19 protein-coding genes and 2 tRNA genes are annotated in these 20,065 nt (G+C 49.0%); all 21 read right to left on the bottom strand.

Annotated features, from left to right (window positions below; genetic code table 11):
- Positions 1-255 precede the first annotated feature (255 nt).
- The 21 genes from lysS to yabN all read right to left on the bottom strand — a co-directional run bounded on the left by lysS (position 256) and on the right by yabN (position 20,064).
- Complete coding sequence (gene lysS / locus Q9R25_RS14445) at positions 256-1,746, bottom strand: lysine--tRNA ligase (protein WP_012727709.1); 1,491 nt, start codon at positions 1,744-1,746, stop codon at positions 256-258.
- A gap of 148 nt (positions 1,747-1,894) precedes the next feature.
- Positions 1,895-2,833, bottom strand: a complete 939-nt coding sequence (gene dusB, locus Q9R25_RS14440; RefSeq protein ID WP_230872777.1) for a tRNA dihydrouridine synthase DusB — start codon at positions 2,831-2,833, stop codon at positions 1,895-1,897.
- A 70-nt stretch (positions 2,834-2,903) separates the two neighbouring features.
- Positions 2,904-3,401 (bottom strand): 2-amino-4-hydroxy-6-hydroxymethyldihydropteridine diphosphokinase, encoded by a 498-nt coding sequence (gene folK / locus Q9R25_RS14435; protein ID WP_159563161.1) that lies wholly within the window; start codon positions 3,399-3,401, stop codon positions 2,904-2,906.
- Positions 3,398-3,763 (bottom strand): dihydroneopterin aldolase, encoded by a 366-nt coding sequence (gene folB, locus Q9R25_RS14430; RefSeq protein ID WP_159563162.1) that lies wholly within the window; start codon positions 3,761-3,763, stop codon positions 3,398-3,400. Before folB ends, folK begins: the two co-directional genes overlap by 4 nt.
- Positions 3,756-4,541, bottom strand: a complete 786-nt coding sequence (gene folP / locus Q9R25_RS14425; RefSeq protein ID WP_311283314.1) for a dihydropteroate synthase — start codon at positions 4,539-4,541, stop codon at positions 3,756-3,758. The genes folB and folP overlap by 8 nt, the downstream gene beginning before the upstream one ends.
- Before the next feature lie 11 nt (positions 4,542-4,552).
- Entirely contained in the window at positions 4,553-5,371 is an 819-nt protein-coding gene (locus Q9R25_RS14420) for an aminotransferase class IV (protein ID WP_074035325.1), read from the bottom strand.
- Positions 5,355-5,939: an aminodeoxychorismate/anthranilate synthase component II gene (pabA, locus tag Q9R25_RS14415; protein ID WP_078145924.1), complete on the bottom strand. Its 585-nt coding sequence runs from the start codon at positions 5,937-5,939 to the stop codon at positions 5,355-5,357. The genes Q9R25_RS14420 and pabA overlap by 17 nt, the downstream gene beginning before the upstream one ends.
- Positions 5,936-7,315, bottom strand: a complete 1,380-nt coding sequence (locus Q9R25_RS14410; protein WP_311283313.1) for an anthranilate synthase component I family protein — start codon at positions 7,313-7,315, stop codon at positions 5,936-5,938. The genes pabA and Q9R25_RS14410 overlap by 4 nt, the downstream gene beginning before the upstream one ends.
- A gap of 94 nt (positions 7,316-7,409) precedes the next feature.
- On the bottom strand, positions 7,410-8,363 hold the full coding sequence (cysK, locus tag Q9R25_RS14405) for a cysteine synthase A (protein ID WP_012727717.1): 954 nt from the start codon (positions 8,361-8,363) through the stop codon (positions 7,410-7,412).
- An 84-nt stretch (positions 8,364-8,447) separates the two neighbouring features.
- A complete protein-coding gene (gene hslO / locus Q9R25_RS14400) occupies positions 8,448-9,377 on the bottom strand; it encodes an Hsp33 family molecular chaperone HslO (RefSeq protein ID WP_159563166.1) in 930 nt (309 codons plus the stop codon).
- Between the two features lie 19 nt (positions 9,378-9,396).
- Positions 9,397-10,161: a type III pantothenate kinase gene (locus Q9R25_RS14395; RefSeq protein ID WP_074035307.1), complete on the bottom strand. Its 765-nt coding sequence runs from the start codon at positions 10,159-10,161 to the stop codon at positions 9,397-9,399.
- A gap of 93 nt (positions 10,162-10,254) precedes the next feature.
- A complete protein-coding gene (ftsH, locus tag Q9R25_RS14390; RefSeq protein ID WP_012727720.1) occupies positions 10,255-12,279 on the bottom strand; it encodes an ATP-dependent zinc metalloprotease FtsH in 2,025 nt (674 codons plus the stop codon).
- Positions 12,280-12,384: 105 nt separating this feature from the next.
- On the bottom strand, positions 12,385-12,930 hold the full coding sequence (gene hpt / locus Q9R25_RS14385) for a hypoxanthine phosphoribosyltransferase (RefSeq protein ID WP_012727721.1): 546 nt from the start codon (positions 12,928-12,930) through the stop codon (positions 12,385-12,387).
- Between the two features lie 35 nt (positions 12,931-12,965).
- Positions 12,966-14,192, bottom strand: a complete 1,227-nt coding sequence (gene tilS / locus Q9R25_RS14380; protein ID WP_214691689.1) for a tRNA lysidine(34) synthetase TilS — start codon at positions 14,190-14,192, stop codon at positions 12,966-12,968.
- A 68-nt stretch (positions 14,193-14,260) separates the two neighbouring features.
- Positions 14,261-14,332 (bottom strand) — tRNA-Glu (locus Q9R25_RS14375).
- A gap of 9 nt (positions 14,333-14,341) precedes the next feature.
- Positions 14,342-14,418 (bottom strand) — tRNA-Met (locus tag Q9R25_RS14370).
- Between the two features lie 142 nt (positions 14,419-14,560).
- Positions 14,561-17,173 carry a YhgE/Pip domain-containing protein gene (locus Q9R25_RS14365; protein ID WP_159563168.1) on the bottom strand — a complete coding sequence of 871 codons (2,613 nt, stop codon included), beginning with the start codon at positions 17,171-17,173 and terminating at the stop codon, positions 14,561-14,563.
- 202 nt (positions 17,174-17,375) lie between these two features.
- The gene (locus tag Q9R25_RS14360; RefSeq protein ID WP_012727724.1) at positions 17,376-17,888 is read right to left on the bottom strand and encodes a S1 domain-containing RNA-binding protein; all 513 of its coding nucleotides are present in this window, start codon (positions 17,886-17,888) and stop codon (positions 17,376-17,378) included.
- A gap of 74 nt (positions 17,889-17,962) precedes the next feature.
- On the bottom strand, positions 17,963-18,337 hold the full coding sequence (locus tag Q9R25_RS14355) for an FtsB family cell division protein (protein ID WP_012727725.1): 375 nt from the start codon (positions 18,335-18,337) through the stop codon (positions 17,963-17,965).
- A 42-nt stretch (positions 18,338-18,379) separates the two neighbouring features.
- Positions 18,380-18,652, bottom strand: coding sequence for an RNA-binding S4 domain-containing protein (locus Q9R25_RS14350; protein WP_012727726.1), 273 nt, complete (start codon positions 18,650-18,652; stop codon positions 18,380-18,382).
- Positions 18,649-20,064, bottom strand: a complete 1,416-nt coding sequence (gene yabN, locus Q9R25_RS14345; protein WP_214691686.1) for a bifunctional methyltransferase/pyrophosphohydrolase YabN — start codon at positions 20,062-20,064, stop codon at positions 18,649-18,651. The genes Q9R25_RS14350 and yabN overlap by 4 nt, the downstream gene beginning before the upstream one ends.
- Between the last annotated feature and the right edge of the window lies 1 nt (position 20,065).

Here is a 20,065-nt window from a genome sequence, read left to right as displayed (position 1 = left end):
GGCGACTCTTAAAATAATACAAGTCATCGACACAGTTGTCAACCACTTTTTTATTTCTTTTCCGCTGCCATCAGCGGCAACGTTTATTACTTTACCGTACACCTCTCATTAACGCAAGGGGTTTTGTAAAAGTTTTTTTAAAAAAGTTTTATATCTTTAGTATCCCTTCTGTTTAACGGCATACCTATGCGTTTCGAGGCTATCAAAAATAAAGAAGCCGAATCATACTCACGTATGATCCGACCACTTAATTGATTATTGTTGATGACGCATCGTTGGGAAAAGAAGAACGTCACGAATTGAAGGCGCGTTCGTCAATAACATGACGAGACGGTCAATCCCGATTCCAAGCCCACCCGTTGGCGGCATACCATATTCAAGCGCTTCAAGGAAATCGTTATCGAGTTCGTGCGCCTCATCGTTCCCCGCTTCTTTTTCAAGCAACTGTGCTTCAAAGCGTTCACGTTGATCGATTGGGTCATTCAACTCCGTGAAGGCATTCGCATGTTCACGACGAACAATGAATAGCTCGAAACGATCCGTGAAGCGTGGATCTGTTTCATTCTTCTTCGCCAATGGTGATACTTCAACCGGATGTCCTGTGACAAATGTCGGTTGAAGCAATGTTTCTTCTACTTTCTGCTCGAAGAATTCATTCACGATATGACCAAACGTCATATGATCTTGTACTTCTACACCGTGTTCTTTTGCAAGTGCTCGTGCTTCTTCATCGGACATTTGTTGCCAGAAGTCTACACCTGTCTCTTCTTTAACAAGGTCGACCATATGTGCACGTTTCCAACCGATGCCAAGATGGATCGTATCTTCACCATACTGCACATCTGTTGTACCGAGCACTTCTTTCGCTACGTGCGCAACCAATTCTTCCGTCAAATCCATGATGTCGTTGTAATCTGCATAGGCTTCATACAATTCGATCATCGTGAATTCAGGGTTGTGACGTGTAGAGATTCCTTCGTTACGGAATACACGCCCGATTTCGTACACGCGCTCGAGTCCACCAACAATCAAGCGTTTCAAGTGAAGTTCGATGGCAATACGCATGTAGAGTTCCATATCTAACGCATTATGATGCGTTAAGAACGGACGTGCCGCTGCTCCACCCGCAATCGTGTGTAACATCGGTGTTTCCACTTCTAAATATCCTTTTTGGTTTAAGAAGTTGCGAATCTCAGAAATGATGCGGCTACGCAAAATGAATGTCTGACGCGAGTCCTGGTTTGTAATCAAATCAAGATAGCGTTGGCGATAGCGCTGTTCCACATCTTTTAATCCATGATATTTGTCCGGAAGCGGCCGAAGCGCCTTCGTCAATAATTCAAACTCTTCCACGTGAATCGAAAGCTCACCAACGTTCGTTTTAAAGAGCTTCCCTTTTACACCGACGATGTCACCGAGGTCTGAAGACTTGAATAAATCAAACGGCTCATCCCCGACATCATTTTTACGAACGTAAATTTGAATTTGACCTGTCACATCTTGAATGTGGGCAAAGAAAACCTTCCCTTTCCCACGTTTCGTCATGATGCGTCCAGCCAATGTGACTTCTACATCTTGTTCAGCCAAAGCCTCTTTTTCAATTGATTCATACTGCTCATGTAATTCACCTGCGTGTGCAGAACGATCAAAGCGGTGACCGAACGGGTCGAGACCGCGCTCACGCATATCGGTCATCTTCTCAAAACGAACCTGCATTTGATCATTCATTTCTAACTCGTGGCTCACTATTCCATTCACTCCTCTATCCATATTGGGTTTCTCTCTAACAAAAAACTGTCGACCCGATGGCCAACAGCACAGCCGAAGCCGTTCATTCGTTGTGGTGCACTTTTTCGCCAAACAAGCTTACCATAAATTAGTTCTTTTCACTAGTTCACACTTCTGACAGTTGTCGTTCGAGTTGGTCCACAAATCCATAAAGGACCGCCGCGAACGCCTCGCGCGATTCCGTTTCATTGATTTGTTTGCGAATCGGACCACTGCCTTTCAACCCTTTCAAATACCAAGCCGCGTGTTGACGCATTTCGCGTACGGCTGTCAGCTCACCTTTGATTGCACTCAACCGGTCGAGATGAAGCATGCAGATATCGATTTTCTCACGCGCCTCTGGTTCCGGAGGGAGCTCCCCTGTTTCGAGGTACTGGACCGTTTGATAGAGCATCCACGGATTCCCGAGTGCAGCGCGTCCAATCATGACGGCATCCACACCATATTGGTCAATCACACGTTTCGCATCCTGCGGGGTCGCGATATCCCCGTTTCCGATAATCGGGACGGTCGCTACTTTCTTCGCCTCGCCAATCCAATCCCAATTCGCGGTTCCTTCATATTGTTGGGCACGCGTACGTCCATGAATGGCAATCGCTGCTGCTCCACCCGTCTGAGCCGCCTTAACATTATCCAAAATAAAGATGTGCTCGTCATCCCAACCGAGTCGCATTTTCACCGTGACCGGTTTTTCGACGACATTTGTGACGGCATTCACCATCTCATACACTTTATCCGGGTCGAGTAACCACTTCGCCCCTGCGTCACACTTCGTCACTTTCGGTACGGGACAACCCATGTTGATATCAATAATATCCGCATTGGTGTTTTGATCGACGTACTGTGCCGCTCTGACGAGTGTATCTTTCGAACCGCCGAAGATTTGTAAACTGAGCGGTTTCTCTCGTTCATCGACGTATAGCATACGCATCGTCCGAGCGTTCTCGAGCAAGATGCCTTTATCGCTAACCATTTCGGCACAGACGAGTCCCGCTCCGAACTCTTTTGCAATCAAACGAAAAGCAGGGTTGGTCACGCCAGCCATCGGTGCGAGGACTGCACGGTTTTTAATATCTATGTTTCCAATCTTAAAGCCTGTCAAGACAACACATCCTTCATTTCACCAAATTCCTAAGCAACTGTAACCGGACGACATCTTGGCGGTCCGTCATCGGTAGCCCTTCGAGCCAGGAGGCGACCGTTTGTCCTCGAACGACGAGTTCTGGTGCGATCTCTGCTAACGGGGCGAGAACAAATGCACGTTCCTGCATGCGCGGATGCGGAACCGTTAAGTGTTCTGATTGTATATCTTCCCCATTATAAAAGAGGATGTCAAGGTCGATGGTACGCGGTCCGTTCTTAAATAGACGTTCCCGTCCTAATCGTTGTTCGATCTGTTGAAGCGTGTTGAGCAGTTCGTCCGAGGATTGATGACTCTCGACTTCGACCACCATATTAAAAAACGAAGGTTGCTCTGTATATCCGACAGGAGCCGTCTCATAGACCGACGACTGTTTCGTGACGTGGAGACCTGTTCGCTCCATCTCATCGATTGCCGCAGACAACTGTCTAGCCCGATCTCCGATATTGGCGCCTAATGCAATATAAATCATGACGTCCGTCCCCTTGTCATCTCGATTGCCACTGAGTCATAGTGTCCCGGGATGGGTGGGTCCGGTTTAATGACTTTAACCGTCACACGTTGAATCAACTCACTATGCGCCAACACGGCTGTCGTGATGCGTTCTCCGAGTGTTTCTAACAAATTGACCGGTTCTCCCGTCACAATATCTTCCGTCAACTGATACAAGCCGGCATAGCTGACCCCATTGTTTAAGTCATCCGAACGTCCCGCAGGCGCGAGGTCCAGTTCACACATTAAATCCACGTGAAACCGTTGACCGAGACGGTTTTCTTCTTCAAACACCCCATGATAACCGTAAAAACGCATCCCGTTCACAAATATTTTATCCATGTCTATCCCCTCCAATCATCGCATCCATCATCTTCGCCGCACGGGCGTTCGCTTTGACGTCGTGCACACGCACCCAATCGCACCCTTTCATGATTCCGAGACACGTTGTCGCAATCGTTCCTTCGAGACGCTCCTCTGTTGGTAAATCGAGCGTATGACCGATAAACGACTTACGCGACGTGCCGAGCAGAACCGGATACCCAAGACGTGTGATCACGTCGAGATGATTCATGAGTTCAAGGTTTTGCGCCACGTCTTTCGCAAATCCGATGCCCGGATCTAACCAAATGTGCTCATCCCTTACGCCTGCCGCATGTGCAATCTCAATTGATTCCTGTAGATCGCTAACCACATCTTCAATGAAATGATGGTAGTCCCGGTCTGTTCGGTTGTGCATGAGAATGATGGGAACCCCACATTCGAAAGCGACACGTGCCATCGAGCGGTCTCCCCATTTCGAACCCCATACGTCATTGATGATCGTCGCACCGGCCTCGATTGCCGCTCTCGCCACCATCGGCTTATACGTATCAATCGAAATCGGGACATCGATTTCTTTTGTCAGTCGACGGATGATTGGGACGACACGTTCAATCTCTTCTTCCTCGGAAACAAGTACTGCGCCCGGCCTTGTCGATTCTCCACCGATATCAATCGCATCGGCACCTTCTTGTACGAGTTGTTTCGCATGTCGTACAGCTTCCTCGATTGCCGTATACCGTCCCCCATCCGAAAACGAGTCCGGGGTCACGTTTAAAATACCCATGATTTTCGTCATGTTTCCGCCTCCTAACCAAGTGAGCGAACGAGTTTCGCCCACACTTCGTTAAATCGTACCCCGTCTTTACCGGGGTATCTCAGATTTCCATAATGCGTCACCGGAGCGACTTGTTGGATTGAATTCGTCATCCAAATCTCTTTCGCTGCAGTCAATTCTTCAAATGTCACGGGTTGTTCGACTACAGAGAAATGGTCCATCACCCATTGTCGCGTCACACCTGCGAGTGCTCCGCTCGAGAGCGGAGTCGTGTATAACCTATCATCTGGACCGACCCAAAAAATGTTCGACACGAGCCCTTCCACTACACATCCATGCTCGTCCGCAAATAGTCCTTCAGCACTCTGGTCTTGTAAGGTCCGTTTCCCAAGGATATTGTTCATGTAATGATGCGATTTTAATCGAAAAGCCGCTTCAGGACGACTTCTCGGAAACGGGATTGGTTCGACTCGCTTTTCCTGTGGTGCGACTTCTGAGGAGAGCGGTTTGACGATCAACGTGACGTTCGGTGTCTCATAACGCCCCGCATAGAGACCAAGTGGTGCAACCCCCGCCGACACGTTCAAGCGGATATAGAGGTCGGGTGCATCATTTTGACGGCACAGTTGCTGAATCGCCGTCCCGATTTCTTCTTTCGTAAACGGGAAGTCTATCCACAGCTCATCGAGACTCTTTATCAAGCGCTCCCAGTGGGCATCGAACAGGAAAGGGACGAATTCATATGTACGGAACGTCTCGAACAAGCCCATTCCATACAAGAAACCGTGATCTTCAACCGGGATCAACACCTTCTCACGCTCGACTAACTCTCCGTTATGCCAATACCACATGACGATACTCCTCGATAAAGTTTCGAATCATTTCCTTCCCATGCTCAGTCAAAATCGCTTCAGGGTGATATTGCACCCCTTCGATCGGAAGCGTTCGGTGACGGAGTGCCATGATTTCTCCAGTCTCCGTCTCTGCAGTGACCATTAGACACTCTGGTAGCGACGAACGCTCCACGGCCAACGAATGGTAACGGGTCACAATCGTCTGTTGTGGAATCTCCTTGAAAATCGATTTTCCGTCATGTTGAATCTTCGACGTTTTTCCATGCATGAGCCGCTCCGCATGGACGACTTCTCCGCCGAACGCTTGCGCAATCGCCTGATGTCCGAGGCAAACCCCTAAAATCGGGATACGACCTGCGAACGCTCGGATTGCCTCGATGCTAATTCCCGCCTCATTCGGAGTGCAAGGTCCCGGCGAAATGACAAGATAACTCGGGGCAAGCGCCTCAATCTCTTGAATCGTGACTTCATCGTTTCGATACACGACCAGTTCTTGACCGAGTTCACCGAAATATTGCACCAAGTTATACGTAAATGAGTCATAGTTGTCGATCAATACAATCATGTCGTTTCCTCCGTCATGTGTTTCGCCGCCCATAGCGCCTTCGCTTTGGACAGGGATTCTTCATATTCCGAGACCGGATCCGAATCAATCACGATACCTGCTCCCGCTTGAACGTATGCGATTCCGTCTTTCACGACCATCGTTCGAATCGTGATATTGAAGACAAGGTCGTCATTCCAACTTAACCATCCATATGAACCGGTGTAGAGTCCCCGGCGAACTGGTTCGAGTTCTTCGATGATTTCCATCGTCCGAATTTTCGGGGCGCCGGTGATGGTGCCGCCTGGGAACATCGCTGCCAGCGCTTCGGCTCCTGATACTTCATCCCGAATCGTACCCCGTACGTTCGAGACGATATGTTGCACGTGTGAGTATTTCTCAATCACCATCAATTCATCAACACGAACGCTGCCATATGCCGCCACCTTGCCAAGGTCGTTCCGTTCGAGGTCGACGAGCATGACGTGTTCTGCTCGCTCTTTCTCGTTTTCAAGCAACGTGTTCGCCAACTCTAGGTCCTCCACATCATCTTTGCCACGTGGACGCGTGCCCGCGATCGGGCGCGTCGAAATGTCGGTTCCATGTTTTTCAAGCAACAACTCTGGTGAAGCGGAGACCATCGTCAAAGCGTCGTCCACGAAATAGCCCATATAAGGAGATGGATTCATTTGTCGCAACGTATCATATACACGACGCGGGTCAGCGAGAAGCGGTTCAGACTGCCGAACGCTCAAGTTCACTTGGAACACGTCCCCTTCTACGATATAGGACTGAATCCGTTTGACCGCTTCAACAAACTCTTCCTGGGACATGGAGCGCGATCGCTCTACCGATGACTGCCCTGTCGGCTTGAACGCGTAATGCGACTCGACGTTCCACATGGCCGCCAATCGGTCCGCCTTACGTTCTGCACCTTCCTCCGCCGTCACCATCAAGTACAGAGTCGAATCCACTTCATCGAACACCGCCACCTCATCAAACAGAAGAAACGAGACGTCTGGTGTCGGCAAATCATCCTCCGCTTGCTCAGGGAGACGTTCAATCGTCCGGGCCACATCATAACTGACATACCCGATCATGCCACCAAAGAAAGGAGGAGCCCCTTCCGGACGCTCGGCCTCAAATCGCTTCCGCACCTCACTGACGAGCTCAAGCGGCTTTCCGTATAGCGTTTCGGTCGTATCGCCCACTTGCAAGAGTCCGACATCATCTTTTACATGAAAGCGACCGAACGGCTCGATTCCCGCAATCGTATACCGTCCCGCTCTCCCACTCTCTAACCATGCATGATACGGTTGATCCGCTGTCAACGTCATGTATGCCTCATACATCTTCTCTTTCGTCATCCGCTTTGTTCTGAACGCAGTCGATCTCACATGTCATTCCTCCGTCTATTCATTCATGCCTTTTATTGTACACAAGAAAAGGCAGCAATCGAAAGAGAATGTCTCTCGATTACTGCCTGAAATGTTATACGCGACTCTCGTTTGACTCTTCATCAAACTGATAGAGCGGTGTGCTCAAGTAACGTTCACCGTTTGACGGGATAATCGCCAATACGTTTTTCCCTTTACCAAGACGTTTCGCTGTATCAAGCGCTGCCGCAATGGCAGCTCCTGAAGAGATACCACCGAGGACACCGTTCGTACGTGCCGCCTGACGAGCGTATTCGAACGCTTGCTCTGTCGTGATTTGAAGAACCCCTTCATAAATCTCCGTGTCGAGGATGGATGGAACGAATCCAGCCCCAATCCCTTGAATCTTATGAGGTCCCGGCTTCCCGCCTGATAAGACAGGTGAATCGACCGGTTCAACGGCGAGAATTTTTACGTCCGGGTACTTCGCCTTCACGACTTTACCTGCGCCAGTAATGGTACCGCCTGTCCCGACTCCGGCAATCAAAGCGTCGACTGAAAGTCCTGATTCTTCAAACGCCTCCACAATCTCAGGTCCCGTCGTCATTTCATGAACGTTCGGGTTGGCTGCGTTATTGAATTGTTGCGGGAGGAAGTAGCCATGTTTCTCGGCTTCTTCAGTAGCGCGACGAATCGCCCCACCCATCCCTTCAGGTCCTGGTGTCAAAATCAATTCGGCCCCGTATCCACGAAGGAGGTTTCGGCGTTCCATGCTCATCGTTTCAGGCATAACGAGAATGGCTTTATATCCTTTTGCGGCACTGACCATCGCGAGCCCGATGCCCGTGTTTCCGCTTGTTGGCTCGATGATTGTATCACCTGGCTTCAAGATACCGTCTTTTTCGGCCGCTTCGATCATGGCGAGGGCGATCCGGTCTTTGACGCTTGATCCCGGGTTCATATATTCGAGCTTCAGATACACGTTGGCATCCTCTGGTCCAGTCATTCCGTTCAATTTCACAATCGGAGTCTTTCCAATCAAGTCTGTTACTGAGTTTACGATACGCATTGCATTTCCTCCTTCATAATTCCGACTATTCCGATATTGTTATCATACCCTATCGAATTGAAAATATGCAATTTGGAACGTTGCTTACGCCTGCGCCTGAACTTTCATCGTCTCTAACTGTTCCGCTGAGAAATGATACTTTTCGCCACAGAAATGACATACGGCTTCGGCTCCACCATCTTCTTCAATCATCTGACGAATCTCTTCTTTTCCGAGACCGATAATGGCACTTTCCATTCGTTCACGGCTGCATGTGCAGTTGAACTGGATCGGGTTCGTGTCGAGGACATCCAGGCTATCGCCAAGGAGTAATTGAAGCATTTCTTCTGGCGTTTTTTCTTCCCCGATCAAAACAGATACGGGTGGGAACGTCTGAAGTGCTTTTTCGAGCGCTTGTACCGTCTCTTCAGAAGCGTTCGGGAGCAACTGGACGATGATTCCACCTGCAGCAAGAATCGATTCATCTTCCGGTAAGACGAGGACACCCGCCCCGACGACTGACGGTACTTGCTCAGATGTGGCGAAGTAGTACGTGAAGTCTTCACTGATTTCGCCCGTTTGAATCTCTGAAGAACCGCCGACATAGTCTTTCAATCCTAAGTCTTTAATGACAGAAATGGTTCCTTTTCCGACGGCTTCGCCGACTTTCAATTTCGTCAACCCTTGTTCGTTGACGAATGTACCGCCATCGACACGCGGGTACGACACATATCCACGAACATCTCCCGCTGTATCCGCGTCCACGATGATTTTCCCGATTGGACCATCACCTTCTACTTTAAGCGTGACACGCGCTGCACCTTTTTGCATCGCTCCAATCATCGAGCCGATCGTCATCGTCCGTCCGAGGGCAGCTGAAGCAACTGGTGTCGTTTGATGACGAAGTTGCGTCTCATATACCGTTTTTGTCGTGCGTGCGGCAAAGGCACGAACCTCTCCGTTAAAACCGAGGGCACGAACGAGATAGTCATCCTTCATCTGGTCGAGTAATGCTTGTTGTTCTGTATGAATCATATGATTTAACTCCTTTAGTTTACTTTTGATTGCGCTCGTAAATGAGACGGAGGCCTTCGAGTGTCAGGAACGAATCCACATGGTCGATTGTCTCTGCATGTTCACTGATCAATCGCGCCAGCCCTCCCGTTGCAATGACAGTCGCTTCACCGACTTCACGCTTCATCCGGTTCACGATACCGTCCACTTGGGCCACATATCCATAATACGTCCCCGATTGCATCGCTTGAATCGTGTTCTTCCCGATGACTGTCGGCGGGGTCGCCAATTCAATCCGAGGTAGTTTCGCGGCACGCTGATAGAGTGCCTCCACTGAGATCATGATACCTGGTGAGATGATTCCGCCATGGTAACGACGTTTCTCATCGATGTAACAATACGTGGTTGCCGTTCCAAAATCAACAATTATGAGCGGACCGTCATACTTGGCGATTCCAGCCACCGCGTTAACGATTCGGTCGGCCCCGACTTCGCGAGGATTCTCGACGTGAATGTCCAACCCTGTCTTCACACCTGGTCCCACAACGATTGGACGTACATTGAAGTATCGTTGCGACATTTGTTCAAGTGGGAAAATAACAGGAGGTACGACAGAAGATAAGATCACTCCCTCGACCTGGTCGAACGAGACGTTCGAATGATCGAATAGCGATTTCACCAGCATGCCGTACTCGTCGGTCGTTTTTGTACGATCCGTTGAGATGCGCCAATGGTGTACGAGATGATCTCCATCGTACATCCCGAGAACAATATTTGTATTTCCAACATCAATCACTAAAATCATGATATAGTTCCTCACTTTGTTGTCAATTGCAGTTCGCTCGAATTATAACACGAAAAAAGACGAATGCCTCGTCAAGGGCATTCGTCTTTTTCATTAACGTGATTCGTTATTCGGACGTTCTGTCGGTGTCGCTTCTGGCTTATCGCCTTCAGGTACGACATCCGGCTGGCTGTCTTGGACAACTTCAGGTTGATCGACGACTTGACCGTGTTGAACGGCTGCATCATCTTTCTTCGCTGCGTCATCCGCATCCGTCGATCCATCCACGTCCTCTTCCGGCTCATGCGGAAGATACTCGCGTGTCTTGATCAAATGACGAATCTGTTTCGAGTCGAGCGTCTCGACATCAAGCAGCGTCTTTGCAACGAGTTCGAGATCTTCGCGACGATCTGTCAAAATCTGCTTCGCTTTCGCGTAACAGCGATTGATGATGTCTCGAATCTCCAAATCGATTTCTTGCGCAATCGCATCCGAGTAGTTCTGCTCTGTCTGGAAATCGCGACCAAGGAAGACTTGTCCGCCATGGTTTGAACCGAGCTGGAGCGGTCCGAGTTTATCGCTCATCCCGTAATCCATGACCATCTTACGTGCGATACCAGTAGCGCGCTGGAAGTCATTGCTCGCTCCGGTCGACACTTCTCCAAAGATGACATCTTCGGCGACGCGACCACCAAGAAGACCAACAATCTTGTCTTCGAGTTCAGGTTTTGTCATGAAGTAACGATCTTCTTTCGGAAGCATGACGACATATCCGCCCGCGTTTCCGCGTGGAACGATTGTCACTTTGTGTACTTCATCCGCATTCTCAAGCTCGAGACCGATGATTGTGTGACCCGCTTCGTGATATGCAACAATGTTGCGCTCTTTTTCAGAGATGATGCGACTCTTCTTCGAAGGACCTGCGATAACACGGTCAATCGCTTCTTCCACATCGACAACTGAAACAGCTGTACGGTTCGAACGTGCCGCAACGAGTGCCGCTTCGTTCAAGAGGTTCTCTAAGTCTGCCCCAGAGAAACCAGGCGTACGTTGTGCAATCGACTTCAAGTCCACCGTCGAATCGAGTGGCTTGTTACGTGCATGGACTTTCAATACTTCTTCGCGCCCTTTGACATCCGGACGATCGACCGTAATTTGACGGTCAAAACGACCTGGACGAAGGAGGGCCGGGTCAAGGATATCTGGACGGTTTGTCGCCGCAACCATGATGATTCCTTCGTTATCACTGAATCCATCCATCTCAACAAGAAGTTGGTTCAGTGTTTGTTCACGCTCATCGTGTCCACCACCGAGACCGGCACCACGCTGGCGACCGACCGCATCAATTTCATCGATGAAGATGATACATGGCGCATTCTTTTTCGCGTTTTCGAACAAGTCACGAACACGTGACGCCCCGACCCCGACAAACATCTCAACGAAGTCCGAACCTGAGATCGAGAAGAACGGAACACCGGCTTCACCGGCTACCGCACGAGCCAAGAGTGTTTTACCTGTCCCTGGAGGACCTACGAGTAAGACCCCTTTTGGAATACGTGCGCCGAGTTTCGAGAATTTGCGAGGATCTTTCAAGAATTCAACGACTTCGATGAGTTCTTGCTTCTCTTCGTCCGCCCCAGCCACATCTTTGAATGTGACGCGACGTTTCTCTTGGTCGTATAGTTTCGCCTTCGATTTCCCGAAGTTCATCACACGACCACCACCGCCACCACCTTGCGCTTGGTTCAACAAGAAGAAGAACAAGATGAAGATGATAATGAATGGTAAAATCGCGAAGACGATGCTGAACCAGCTACTGTTGGATTCAGCCTCCTCGATTTGAATATCCGTATTCGCTCGAAGCTGCGTTAATACATCCGCATATTCCGCTTCGTTCGCTGGAATGTTTGTTTCATAACGTTGGTCTTCATCTCCTGTAAGATCGCCTGTAATCGAGATAGCCCCCGGGATTTCTTGTACGGTTGCCGTCTCAATCCGATCATCTTCCACATATTCTAGGAATTTCGAATACGAGAGCGTTTCACTCTGACTATTCGGATTCTGCAAATATTGAAGGAACAAGATCAAGGCTAGGAAAATCACACCAAAAACCAATGTGTTTTTCACTGCACGATTCATTCTCTGCCTCCTATTCCGAGAAACGATGTTCTCGCCCATTCAGTATATGCCTATACTTTGGGGATTTCCTTTATCTTACCACGTCACATTTTCAAAAGAAAAACGTTAGCCCCCGTAAACGCTCGGTTTGAGCACACCGACATAAGGAAGGTTACGATATTTCTCTTCATAATCAAGACCGTAGCCGACAACGAATTCGTGTGGAATCACGAAACCACTATAGTCTGCTGATAAACCATTTTTACGGCCAGTCGGCTTATCGAGAAGCGTGACAATCTTCACAGACTTCGCTTTACGGTATTTAAGAAGATCGACGAGGTAACCAAGCGTCAATCCACTATCAATAATATCTTCTACAATCAAGATGTCGCGTCCTTCTACAGATGTATTTAAATCTTTCTCGATTTTCACTTCACCTGTCGAAGAAGTTCCTCCATGATACGTCGACACGTCCATGAAATCCATCTCTAAATGGATATCCATTTCTTTGACGAGGTCCGACATGAATGGCATCGCGCCTTTCAATACACATACGAGAAGCGGGAACTCTTCTTTATAGTCTTCGCTCAATGTTCCAGCGAGTTCTTTCACCTTTTCTTGAATCTCTTCACGTGAGATTAAAATTTTCTCCATATCGTTCATTAATGACATCTTGAAATCCTCCTCTTTCTGTTTCGACACAATCATCATTTTACCATTAATCGTAGGCAAATCGCATCCGACTTGTCTAGAAATTCTGAAACTCTTACCCCAACAATCGCGAGAATTCGTCCCGAGGCGTCCTCAAGCAACGGGAGCGTCGGTCGAATGGTTCGCTCAACCTTTTCATCGATTAGGATGCGGGATACTTTTTTTGTCCCCACGTTCAACTGCATTCGATCTCCAGGTGCGAGCGAACGAATTGTCAGCGGATAAGTGATTTCCTTTAGCGGAATACCTTCTCGTCCTTCTTCGATGGACAACGAAACCGTACGCTTTCCAAATTGAACGACGGCCGGTAACGACTCGACCTGAACGGGGTGAAGTGATGCTTCTGTCGAACGTTGTACAAGATTAAGTACCCTCTTCTGCTTCATCATGAACCACTCACCTGACAGGTGATAGGTTCCGGTGTCCTTTTGACTCATGCTTAACTTTTCGACCGCCTCACCGACCTCTACCCCATAGCGACGGGACAGCAAGCGAGCGACCGTATACCGCTCAAGTGAGGATAAGCGATTAAACTCATCAAGTTTCACATGAAACGCTTTCATTTCAAGATCCACATTTTCTTCAATCCATCGCCCACATGACTGGTAACGCATGTCCCATTCAGCGTATGCCTGTTTCGCCGTATCGTATACATCGTCAACGACTGTCGGCCACAGTTGTTTCAGCCTCGGGATGATTTCGTGACGGATCCGATTCCGTAAATAGGTCACTTCCTGATTGGTGGCATCTTCCCTCCAGGCAAGTTCGTTTTTCCGAGCATACTCGATGAGTTGCACCTTTGTTTCTCTTAATAAAGGACGGATCAACGTCCCACGCCCGAACGTTCTTCTCTCGGGAATTCCTTTCACTTCGATTACGTTTCGGTGAAGTTGAATGAGAACCGTCTCCAACACATCATCCGCATGATGAGCCGTGGCCAGTGTATCGTATCCATGTTCATTCATGACGTCTTCAAAAAAGCGGTAGCGGGCCTTACGGTAATGAGCCTGTGATGCTCCTTCTTGAAAATGGAGACGCGTCCCATGAAACGCGACTTGGTAGGATGCCGCTACGTGTGCGACGAACGTGTACTCTTCATCTGATGCTTCTCGTAAACCGTGATGGACGTGCGCCACCGCCACATCCCATCCTTGCTTGACGAGACGGTCCAATAAGACAATGGAATCGACTCCACCCGACACAGCGACGAGTACCTTTTTCATGAATTCCCTCCTTGATATAACAAAAGAAGCCATCTCGATTGAGATGGCTTCTTTACGCTTAGGTTAAGTGACCCGTACGGGATTCGAACCCGTGTTACCGCCGTGAAAGGGCGGTGTCTTAACCGCTTGACCAACGGGCCTAAATAAAATGGTAGCGGCGGAGGGAGTCGAACCCACGACCTCACGGGTATGAACCGTACGCTCTAGCCAGCTGAGCTACACCGCCATGTTATTGTTGTGTCCTAAGCACATTTTCTATAATAACCAGTCACCATTCGAGTGTCAATTCTTTTTTTATATTTTTTTAAGAAAAAAATCGTGTATAGTGTCGTCTTCCCCACTATACACGATTTTGTATCGTATTTACATCATGCTTCTGATGCGACTTGACGATATTTTTTCTTCCATGCGATCCGGAAGTACGCCCATAGTAATGCAAAACATCCGGCAGCCACAAACACTAAATAGGTTGTCGCCGTCTGCAAGTACTGCGCACCATCTGCCGATAGAATTTCTTTATATCCGGCAACCGTATACGTCATTGGAAGCAAGGCATTGAATGGTTGCAATGCTCTTGGAATCAATTCAAGCGGGAACGTCCCGGCTGACGTCGTCAATTGTAAAATCAACAAGACGATCGCCACGAAACGTCCAGGGTTTCCGAGTGTTGTCACGAGCAACTGTACGATAAAGAGGAACGTGATGCTCGTCAACCAGCTGAAACCGAAGAATTTCAATGGTTCGCTCACTTCAAGACCGAGCAGTTGCACCATAGCCACATCGAGAATCAAGGCTTGCAAGAATCCGACGACCATGAGGACACCAGATTTCGACAATACCCACGATAGACTACGTTTCGGGCGCCCTGCTGGATCGTATAATGGATAAACGATCGAGAGAAGGAGTGCCCCAACGAAAAGTCCGAGTGACATAAAGTACGGAGCAAATCCAGTACCGTAGTTTGGCACCTCGTGAATCGAGTTGTCGACGAGCGACACTGGACCGGCCATCATCTCGACGTTGTCATCTGTTAGACCGATGTCTGCGTCTTTCGCACCTTTTACCAAGGCGTCACGAAGTTCATCGCTACCTGATGCGAGCTCTTTCATTCCGTCAGCGAGTTCACCGCTACCGTCTGAAAGTTCTTGTCCACCATTCGCGAGCTGATTCGCGCCATCCGTTAGCTTGCTCGTTCCGGCTCCGGCACCCTTCGCACCTTCGGCCAGTTCACGGCTTCCTGACTGCAGCTTTTGACCACCGTCCGCTAATTGATTCGCACCATTCACCAATTCATTCGTACCGGTGCTTGCGCTCTTCGCTCCATCCGCAAGCTTTTCGCTACCCTCAGACAACTGTCCAGTCGCGTCTACAAGCTTGTCACTTCCAGCGGCGAGCTCAGTTGTCCCATCTTGAAGTTGTGTCGCGCCTTGATTGAGCTTCGCACTCGCTGACACAAGTTCTTGGGAACGATCGGCCGCCGTTTGTGTACCTTGCTCGATTTGACTTGAACCACTTGCCAATGCGTTCGCACCTTCGGCCAATTTCGTTTGACCGGTACTCAATTCAGAAAGTCCAGTCGATAGTTTGTCTGCACCTGTACCTGCCTGATCAAGACCTGCGCCAAGTGCGACCTGTCCTTCTTTCACTTTTGTCGCGCCAGCGGATAGTTGATCAAACCCGGCCGCCGTCTCTTGCTTCCCTTCGCTCAGTTGTGCCGCAATGGCTTGAAGCATTTCAGGTGATGCCGATTGACCCGACTCAGCGAGCGCTGTCAATTGTCCAATCAACTCATCTTGTTTCGCAGTCAATTCAGACTTCATTTGTCCGATTCCATTGACCACGTCTGTTTGACCCGCAACAAGTGCCGCGTTTCCGTCCTTCGCCTGAGTCAACGCTCCTGAGAGTTTTGTGGCACCATCCTGTAATGCAGATGCCCCCTCTTTCGAGCGCTCGATGCCGGCAGCAAGGTCTTGAACACCTTGGTTCAACGTCTTCGCACCTGTGTGCAGCTCATCTAGTTTAGATGCGAACGCTCCTGTTCCGTCAACGAGTTGGCTCGTCCCGCCTTGTAAGGCAGAAGCGCCCTCGCTGACACGATGGACCCCGTCCGAAAGTGAGGCTGAGCCCTCGTATACTTGTTGACTGCCATCCGCGAGTGCAGATGAGCCATCGGCCAATTGCGAAACACCATCACGTAATTGACTTGCTCCATTCGCCAGTTCCCGTTGTTTCGAAGCGAGAAGCTTCGTCCCATCCGCGAGTTCTGATGAACCATCGGCCAACTGAGTCATCCCATCGTTTAATTGGCTTGCTCCATCCGCGAGCTCACGTTGTTTCGAAGCGAGAAGCTTCGTCCCGTCCGCCAACTTGACGGCACCGTCTTTTGCTGACGTTGAGCCGTCCGCAAGTGTCGCTGCACCATCTGCGGCCTCACCAAGTCCGTCTGCCACATCATTCAATCCGTCTTTCAACGCACTGACATACTGTTTCGAGACTTCGGTCGACAGTTCCGCTTTGACTTGTTCCATCGCGGAACCACCGATTTGTGCGGCTAAGAAGTTATACGATTCATTTGCGATATACTTCAGTTCGAGTTGCTCCGGATGTTCATCTAAAGCAGTCGTCGCTTTTTCTGAAAAGTTTTCTGGAATCTCGATCGCCATGTAGTAGTCATGATCTTTCAGTCCAGATTCCGCTTCTTTCTTCGTCGTTTCGACGAACTCGAACGCCTCCGAATCCAGCAGCTTATCAATGAGGTCATCTCCAATTGCAAGCGACTCCCCTTCAAACGTTGCCCCTTTGTCTTCATTGACGATGGCGACCGGCAAATCTTTCATCTGTCCATACGGATCCCAAAAAGCCCATAAGAACATACCGGCGTACATTAACGGTACGAGTGCGACCGCAAGAATCGGAACCAACACACGTGGGTTCTTGAAGATACTTCGCCACTCCGCCGTCCACAGTTTCCATCCATTCATTTTTCTCTCCACCTTCACTTATAAAACATAACTATTTTTTCATGTTCCCTATTTTGCTCCCTTCCTCGAAAAAAAGCAACTCTTTTAGTTATTTTTTATAATTTTTTTAAACAGAAAAAAAGCCATGAACGAAAATGTTCATGGCTCGTCTCATTACAAGACCTCTATGGTTACGAGTAGAAGCTAATTGGTATACGAAGGATTACCCGCGCTTGGCTCCGCGTCCACCGCGTTTTGAGTCTGTTTGACGTTTCAACGTCGAAAGACGCTCGTCGCTATCTTTCAAGAACTTACTCATCAATGTATCAAATGTTTCTGGTTCACGACGTTGTTCACGACGACCGCCACCACGTGGGCCGCCACCGCGTGGACCGCCGCCACCGCGTGGACCACCTTGACCTGGGCCACCTGGACGTGGGCCACGAGAGAAACGCTCACCAGCTGGACGCTCAGGACGCTCAGGACGTTCGCTTACAGGACGGTCGACTGCTTTCTTGATGGACAACCCGATTTTCCCATCATTTTCGACGTTCAACACTTTTACCGTGACTTCTTGACCGACTGTCAACACTTCGTTAATGTCTTTGACGTAAGAGTCTGCCACTTCACTGATGTGTACTAATCCTGTCTTGCCATTTGGGAGCTCGACGAACGCTCCGAAATGCGTAATCCCTGTAACCTTACCTTGTACCTTGCTTCCTACTTCAATTGACATAAAATAATGTACTCCTTTTTTGATTGATTCTTTCTAATTATACGAGTCGTTTCCCTAACGGTCAACGAACCGACTTATTCCTCTGGCGAGAAGTAGAAAATAATCTCTCCATCTTTAGAGAAAAGCAGTTCGTTTCGTGCTAAGTTCGCGATATAATCTTCATCCTGTAACCGTTCCACTTGCTCTTTCAACTCATCCTGTTCGGCCTGCTGTTCACGCAACTCCACTTTTGCTTGTGCGTAGGCTTGTTGCTGGTCCGATACGTACCCTACTTTCGAGAAGTAACTCTGTCCAATCAACACCATGACAAATAAAAACAGGAGAGAGGCTGCCGCCAAACGACGTCGAAGATGAACTCGTCGGCGATGTGTATCTTTTTCTAGCTGTTCTCTACGCTCATCTAGCGCTCGAATGCGTCGTTGTCGATCCATCGGATTACGTCCGTTCATCGCCTCATCCCCCTCCTCTTAATACATTAAGTATACTTTTTTTTATGAGTTGATACTACCGTCCATCTTCTCTTCTTTAAGTAAACGATACATTTCTTTCGCATCTTCTTTACGTGCATGTTCTGCGATTGAATCGATGACGACCGTGACGAGTTTATTTCCGAAGCGAATTTGTAACTCATCTCCGACTTTGACTTCTGTGCTCGCCTTCGCGACTTGCCCATTCAGTTGAATTCGTCCTTGGTCCGCCACTTCTTTTGCCAACGTACGACGCTTGATTAGACGTGACACTTTTAAAAACTTATCTAGTCTCATAAACCTTTCTCCTTTGCCTCGTTCCAAAGCGCATCCATCTGTTCGAGTGTCATCTGGTGAAGGTCACCGTTCGCTTCCACATACTCGAATCGACGTTTGAACTTTCGGTTCGTCTGTTCTAATGCTTGCTCGGCATTCAGCCCAACGTATCGCGCGATGTTCACGATGGAGAACAATACGTCCCCAAGTTCCGATTCATCACTTAGGTCTTCATGCCATTCTTTTAACTCTTCTTCCAGTTTTTCGAAGGCACCGGATACGTCATCCCACTCAAATCCGACGTGAGCCGCTTTCTTTTGAAGTTGCTCCGCTCGCATCAATGAAGGTTGGTCGACGAGAACACCATCGAGTTGCGATTGTTTCTTTTCCCCTTTTTCCGTCTGTTTAATCGCATTCCAGTTTTTCACCACGTCAGAGGCATCTTCGACGGTGACATCGCCAAAGACGTGTGGATGGCGGCGCACCATCTTCTCACTGATGGAACCGATTACGTCACGAATATCGAAATAGCCCTCATCTTCTCCGATTTGAGCATGCAACATCACTTGGAGCAAGACGTCACCGAGTTCTTCGATGATGGCATCATCGTCTTCTGCATTGATTGCTTCAATCAACTCATACGCCTCTTCTAATAGGTACTTGCGAAGTGACGCATGCGTCTGTTTACGATCCCACGGGCACCCGTCTGGTCCTCGAAGCGTTGCGATGATTTGTTTGAGTGTCGCAAAATCCTTCGCCAAATACGATTCATCCACGAGCGGTGGAACGTAGAGGGTCGTCAAGTTATTCACTTCCGCCATCCGGTCCATTTCGAATAACGGAATGTGCTCAATCCGTTCTTGCGTCGTACCGGCAGCCGTCACAAGGGTGACGGGATGGTCGTCCGGATACCGTTCCATCAATTGCACTTTGACGTCACCCGCCACGAATCCATCGTACACTTGCCCGATAAGCACATGTTGGGTCACCTGCAAACGTTCAAGGTCGAGTGCGGTCGCATCGAGCAGTTGAAATCCATTGATTGGGTCGATCCGGAGCGCCTGGAACATGGCATCGAGGAAACTTTGACCACCGAGTACATGAAGGTCGGCACCGCGTTCCACCAATAGTTCGACGGTCCGTTCCGCTACGAACGGGTGGCCCGGTACGGCGTATGTGATCGCCATTTCTTCACTTTTACTCAACAACGTCTCGACAATTTGGTCATAAACTTCTTCAAACGTATCACTCGATTCATAGACCGAATCAAATGATTCGAACACGAGTCCTTCCGCTTCTAACTCTTGAACGACAGGATGTTCTTTTGTGCGCAACCAGACGAGCGGTTGTTGTTTTAAATGGCGGTACACACCGAGCGGCAATTGATTCAACTCACCAGACCCGAGTCCGACCACCGTGATTGTATAACCCATA

It is taken from the genome of Exiguobacterium sp. BG5(2022) (assembly GCF_031844365.1).
Taxonomy (GTDB): Bacteria; Bacillota; Bacilli; order Exiguobacteriales; family Exiguobacteriaceae; genus Exiguobacterium; species Exiguobacterium profundum.
The sequence above is the reverse complement of the archived record's forward strand: the minus strand, read 5'-3'. Positions and strand labels throughout refer to the sequence as shown.

What these genes read in the sequence shown, in the direction of transcription:
- dusB (WP_230872777.1), bottom strand. Translation starts at nt 2,833, where the DNA reads ATGGCTGGCGTGACCAACCCTGCTTTTCGTTTGATTGCAAAAGAGTTC.
- folK (WP_159563161.1), bottom strand. Translation starts at nt 3,401, where the DNA reads ATGATTTATATTGCATTAGGCGCCAATATCGGAGATCGGGCTAGACAG.
- folB (WP_159563162.1), bottom strand. Translation starts at nt 3,763, where the DNA reads ATGGATAAAATATTTGTGAACGGGATGCGTTTTTACGGTTATCATGGG.
- folP (WP_311283314.1), bottom strand. Translation starts at nt 4,541, where the DNA reads ATGACGAAAATCATGGGTATTTTAAACGTGACCCCGGACTCGTTTTCG.
- Q9R25_RS14420 (WP_074035325.1), bottom strand. Translation starts at nt 5,371, where the DNA reads ATGTGGTATTGGCATAACGGAGAGTTAGTCGAGCGTGAGAAGGTGTTG.
- pabA (WP_078145924.1), bottom strand. Translation starts at nt 5,939, where the DNA reads ATGATTGTATTGATCGACAACTATGACTCATTTACGTATAACTTGGTG.
- cysK (WP_012727717.1), bottom strand. Translation starts at nt 8,363, where the DNA reads ATGCGTATCGTAAACTCAGTAACAGACTTGATTGGAAAGACTCCGATT.
- hslO (WP_159563166.1), bottom strand. Translation starts at nt 9,377, where the DNA reads ATGATTCATACAGAACAACAAGCATTACTCGACCAGATGAAGGATGAC.
- Q9R25_RS14395 (WP_074035307.1), bottom strand. Translation starts at nt 10,161, where the DNA reads ATGATTTTAGTGATTGATGTTGGAAATACAAATATTGTTCTCGGGATG.
- ftsH (WP_012727720.1), bottom strand. Translation starts at nt 12,279, where the DNA reads ATGAATCGTGCAGTGAAAAACACATTGGTTTTTGGTGTGATTTTCCTA.
- hpt (WP_012727721.1), bottom strand. Translation starts at nt 12,930, where the DNA reads ATGTCATTAATGAACGATATGGAGAAAATTTTAATCTCACGTGAAGAG.
- tilS (WP_214691689.1), bottom strand. Translation starts at nt 14,192, where the DNA reads ATGAAAAAGGTACTCGTCGCTGTGTCGGGTGGAGTCGATTCCATTGTC.
- Q9R25_RS14365 (WP_159563168.1), bottom strand. Translation starts at nt 17,173, where the DNA reads ATGAATGGATGGAAACTGTGGACGGCGGAGTGGCGAAGTATCTTCAAG.
- Q9R25_RS14360 (WP_012727724.1), bottom strand. Translation starts at nt 17,888, where the DNA reads ATGTCAATTGAAGTAGGAAGCAAGGTACAAGGTAAGGTTACAGGGATT.
- Q9R25_RS14355 (WP_012727725.1), bottom strand. Translation starts at nt 18,337, where the DNA reads ATGAACGGACGTAATCCGATGGATCGACAACGACGCATTCGAGCGCTA.
- Q9R25_RS14350 (WP_012727726.1), bottom strand. Translation starts at nt 18,652, where the DNA reads ATGAGACTAGATAAGTTTTTAAAAGTGTCACGTCTAATCAAGCGTCGT.
- yabN (WP_214691686.1), bottom strand. Translation starts at nt 20,064, where the DNA reads ATGGGTTATACAATCACGGTGGTCGGACTCGGGTCTGGTGAGTTGAAT.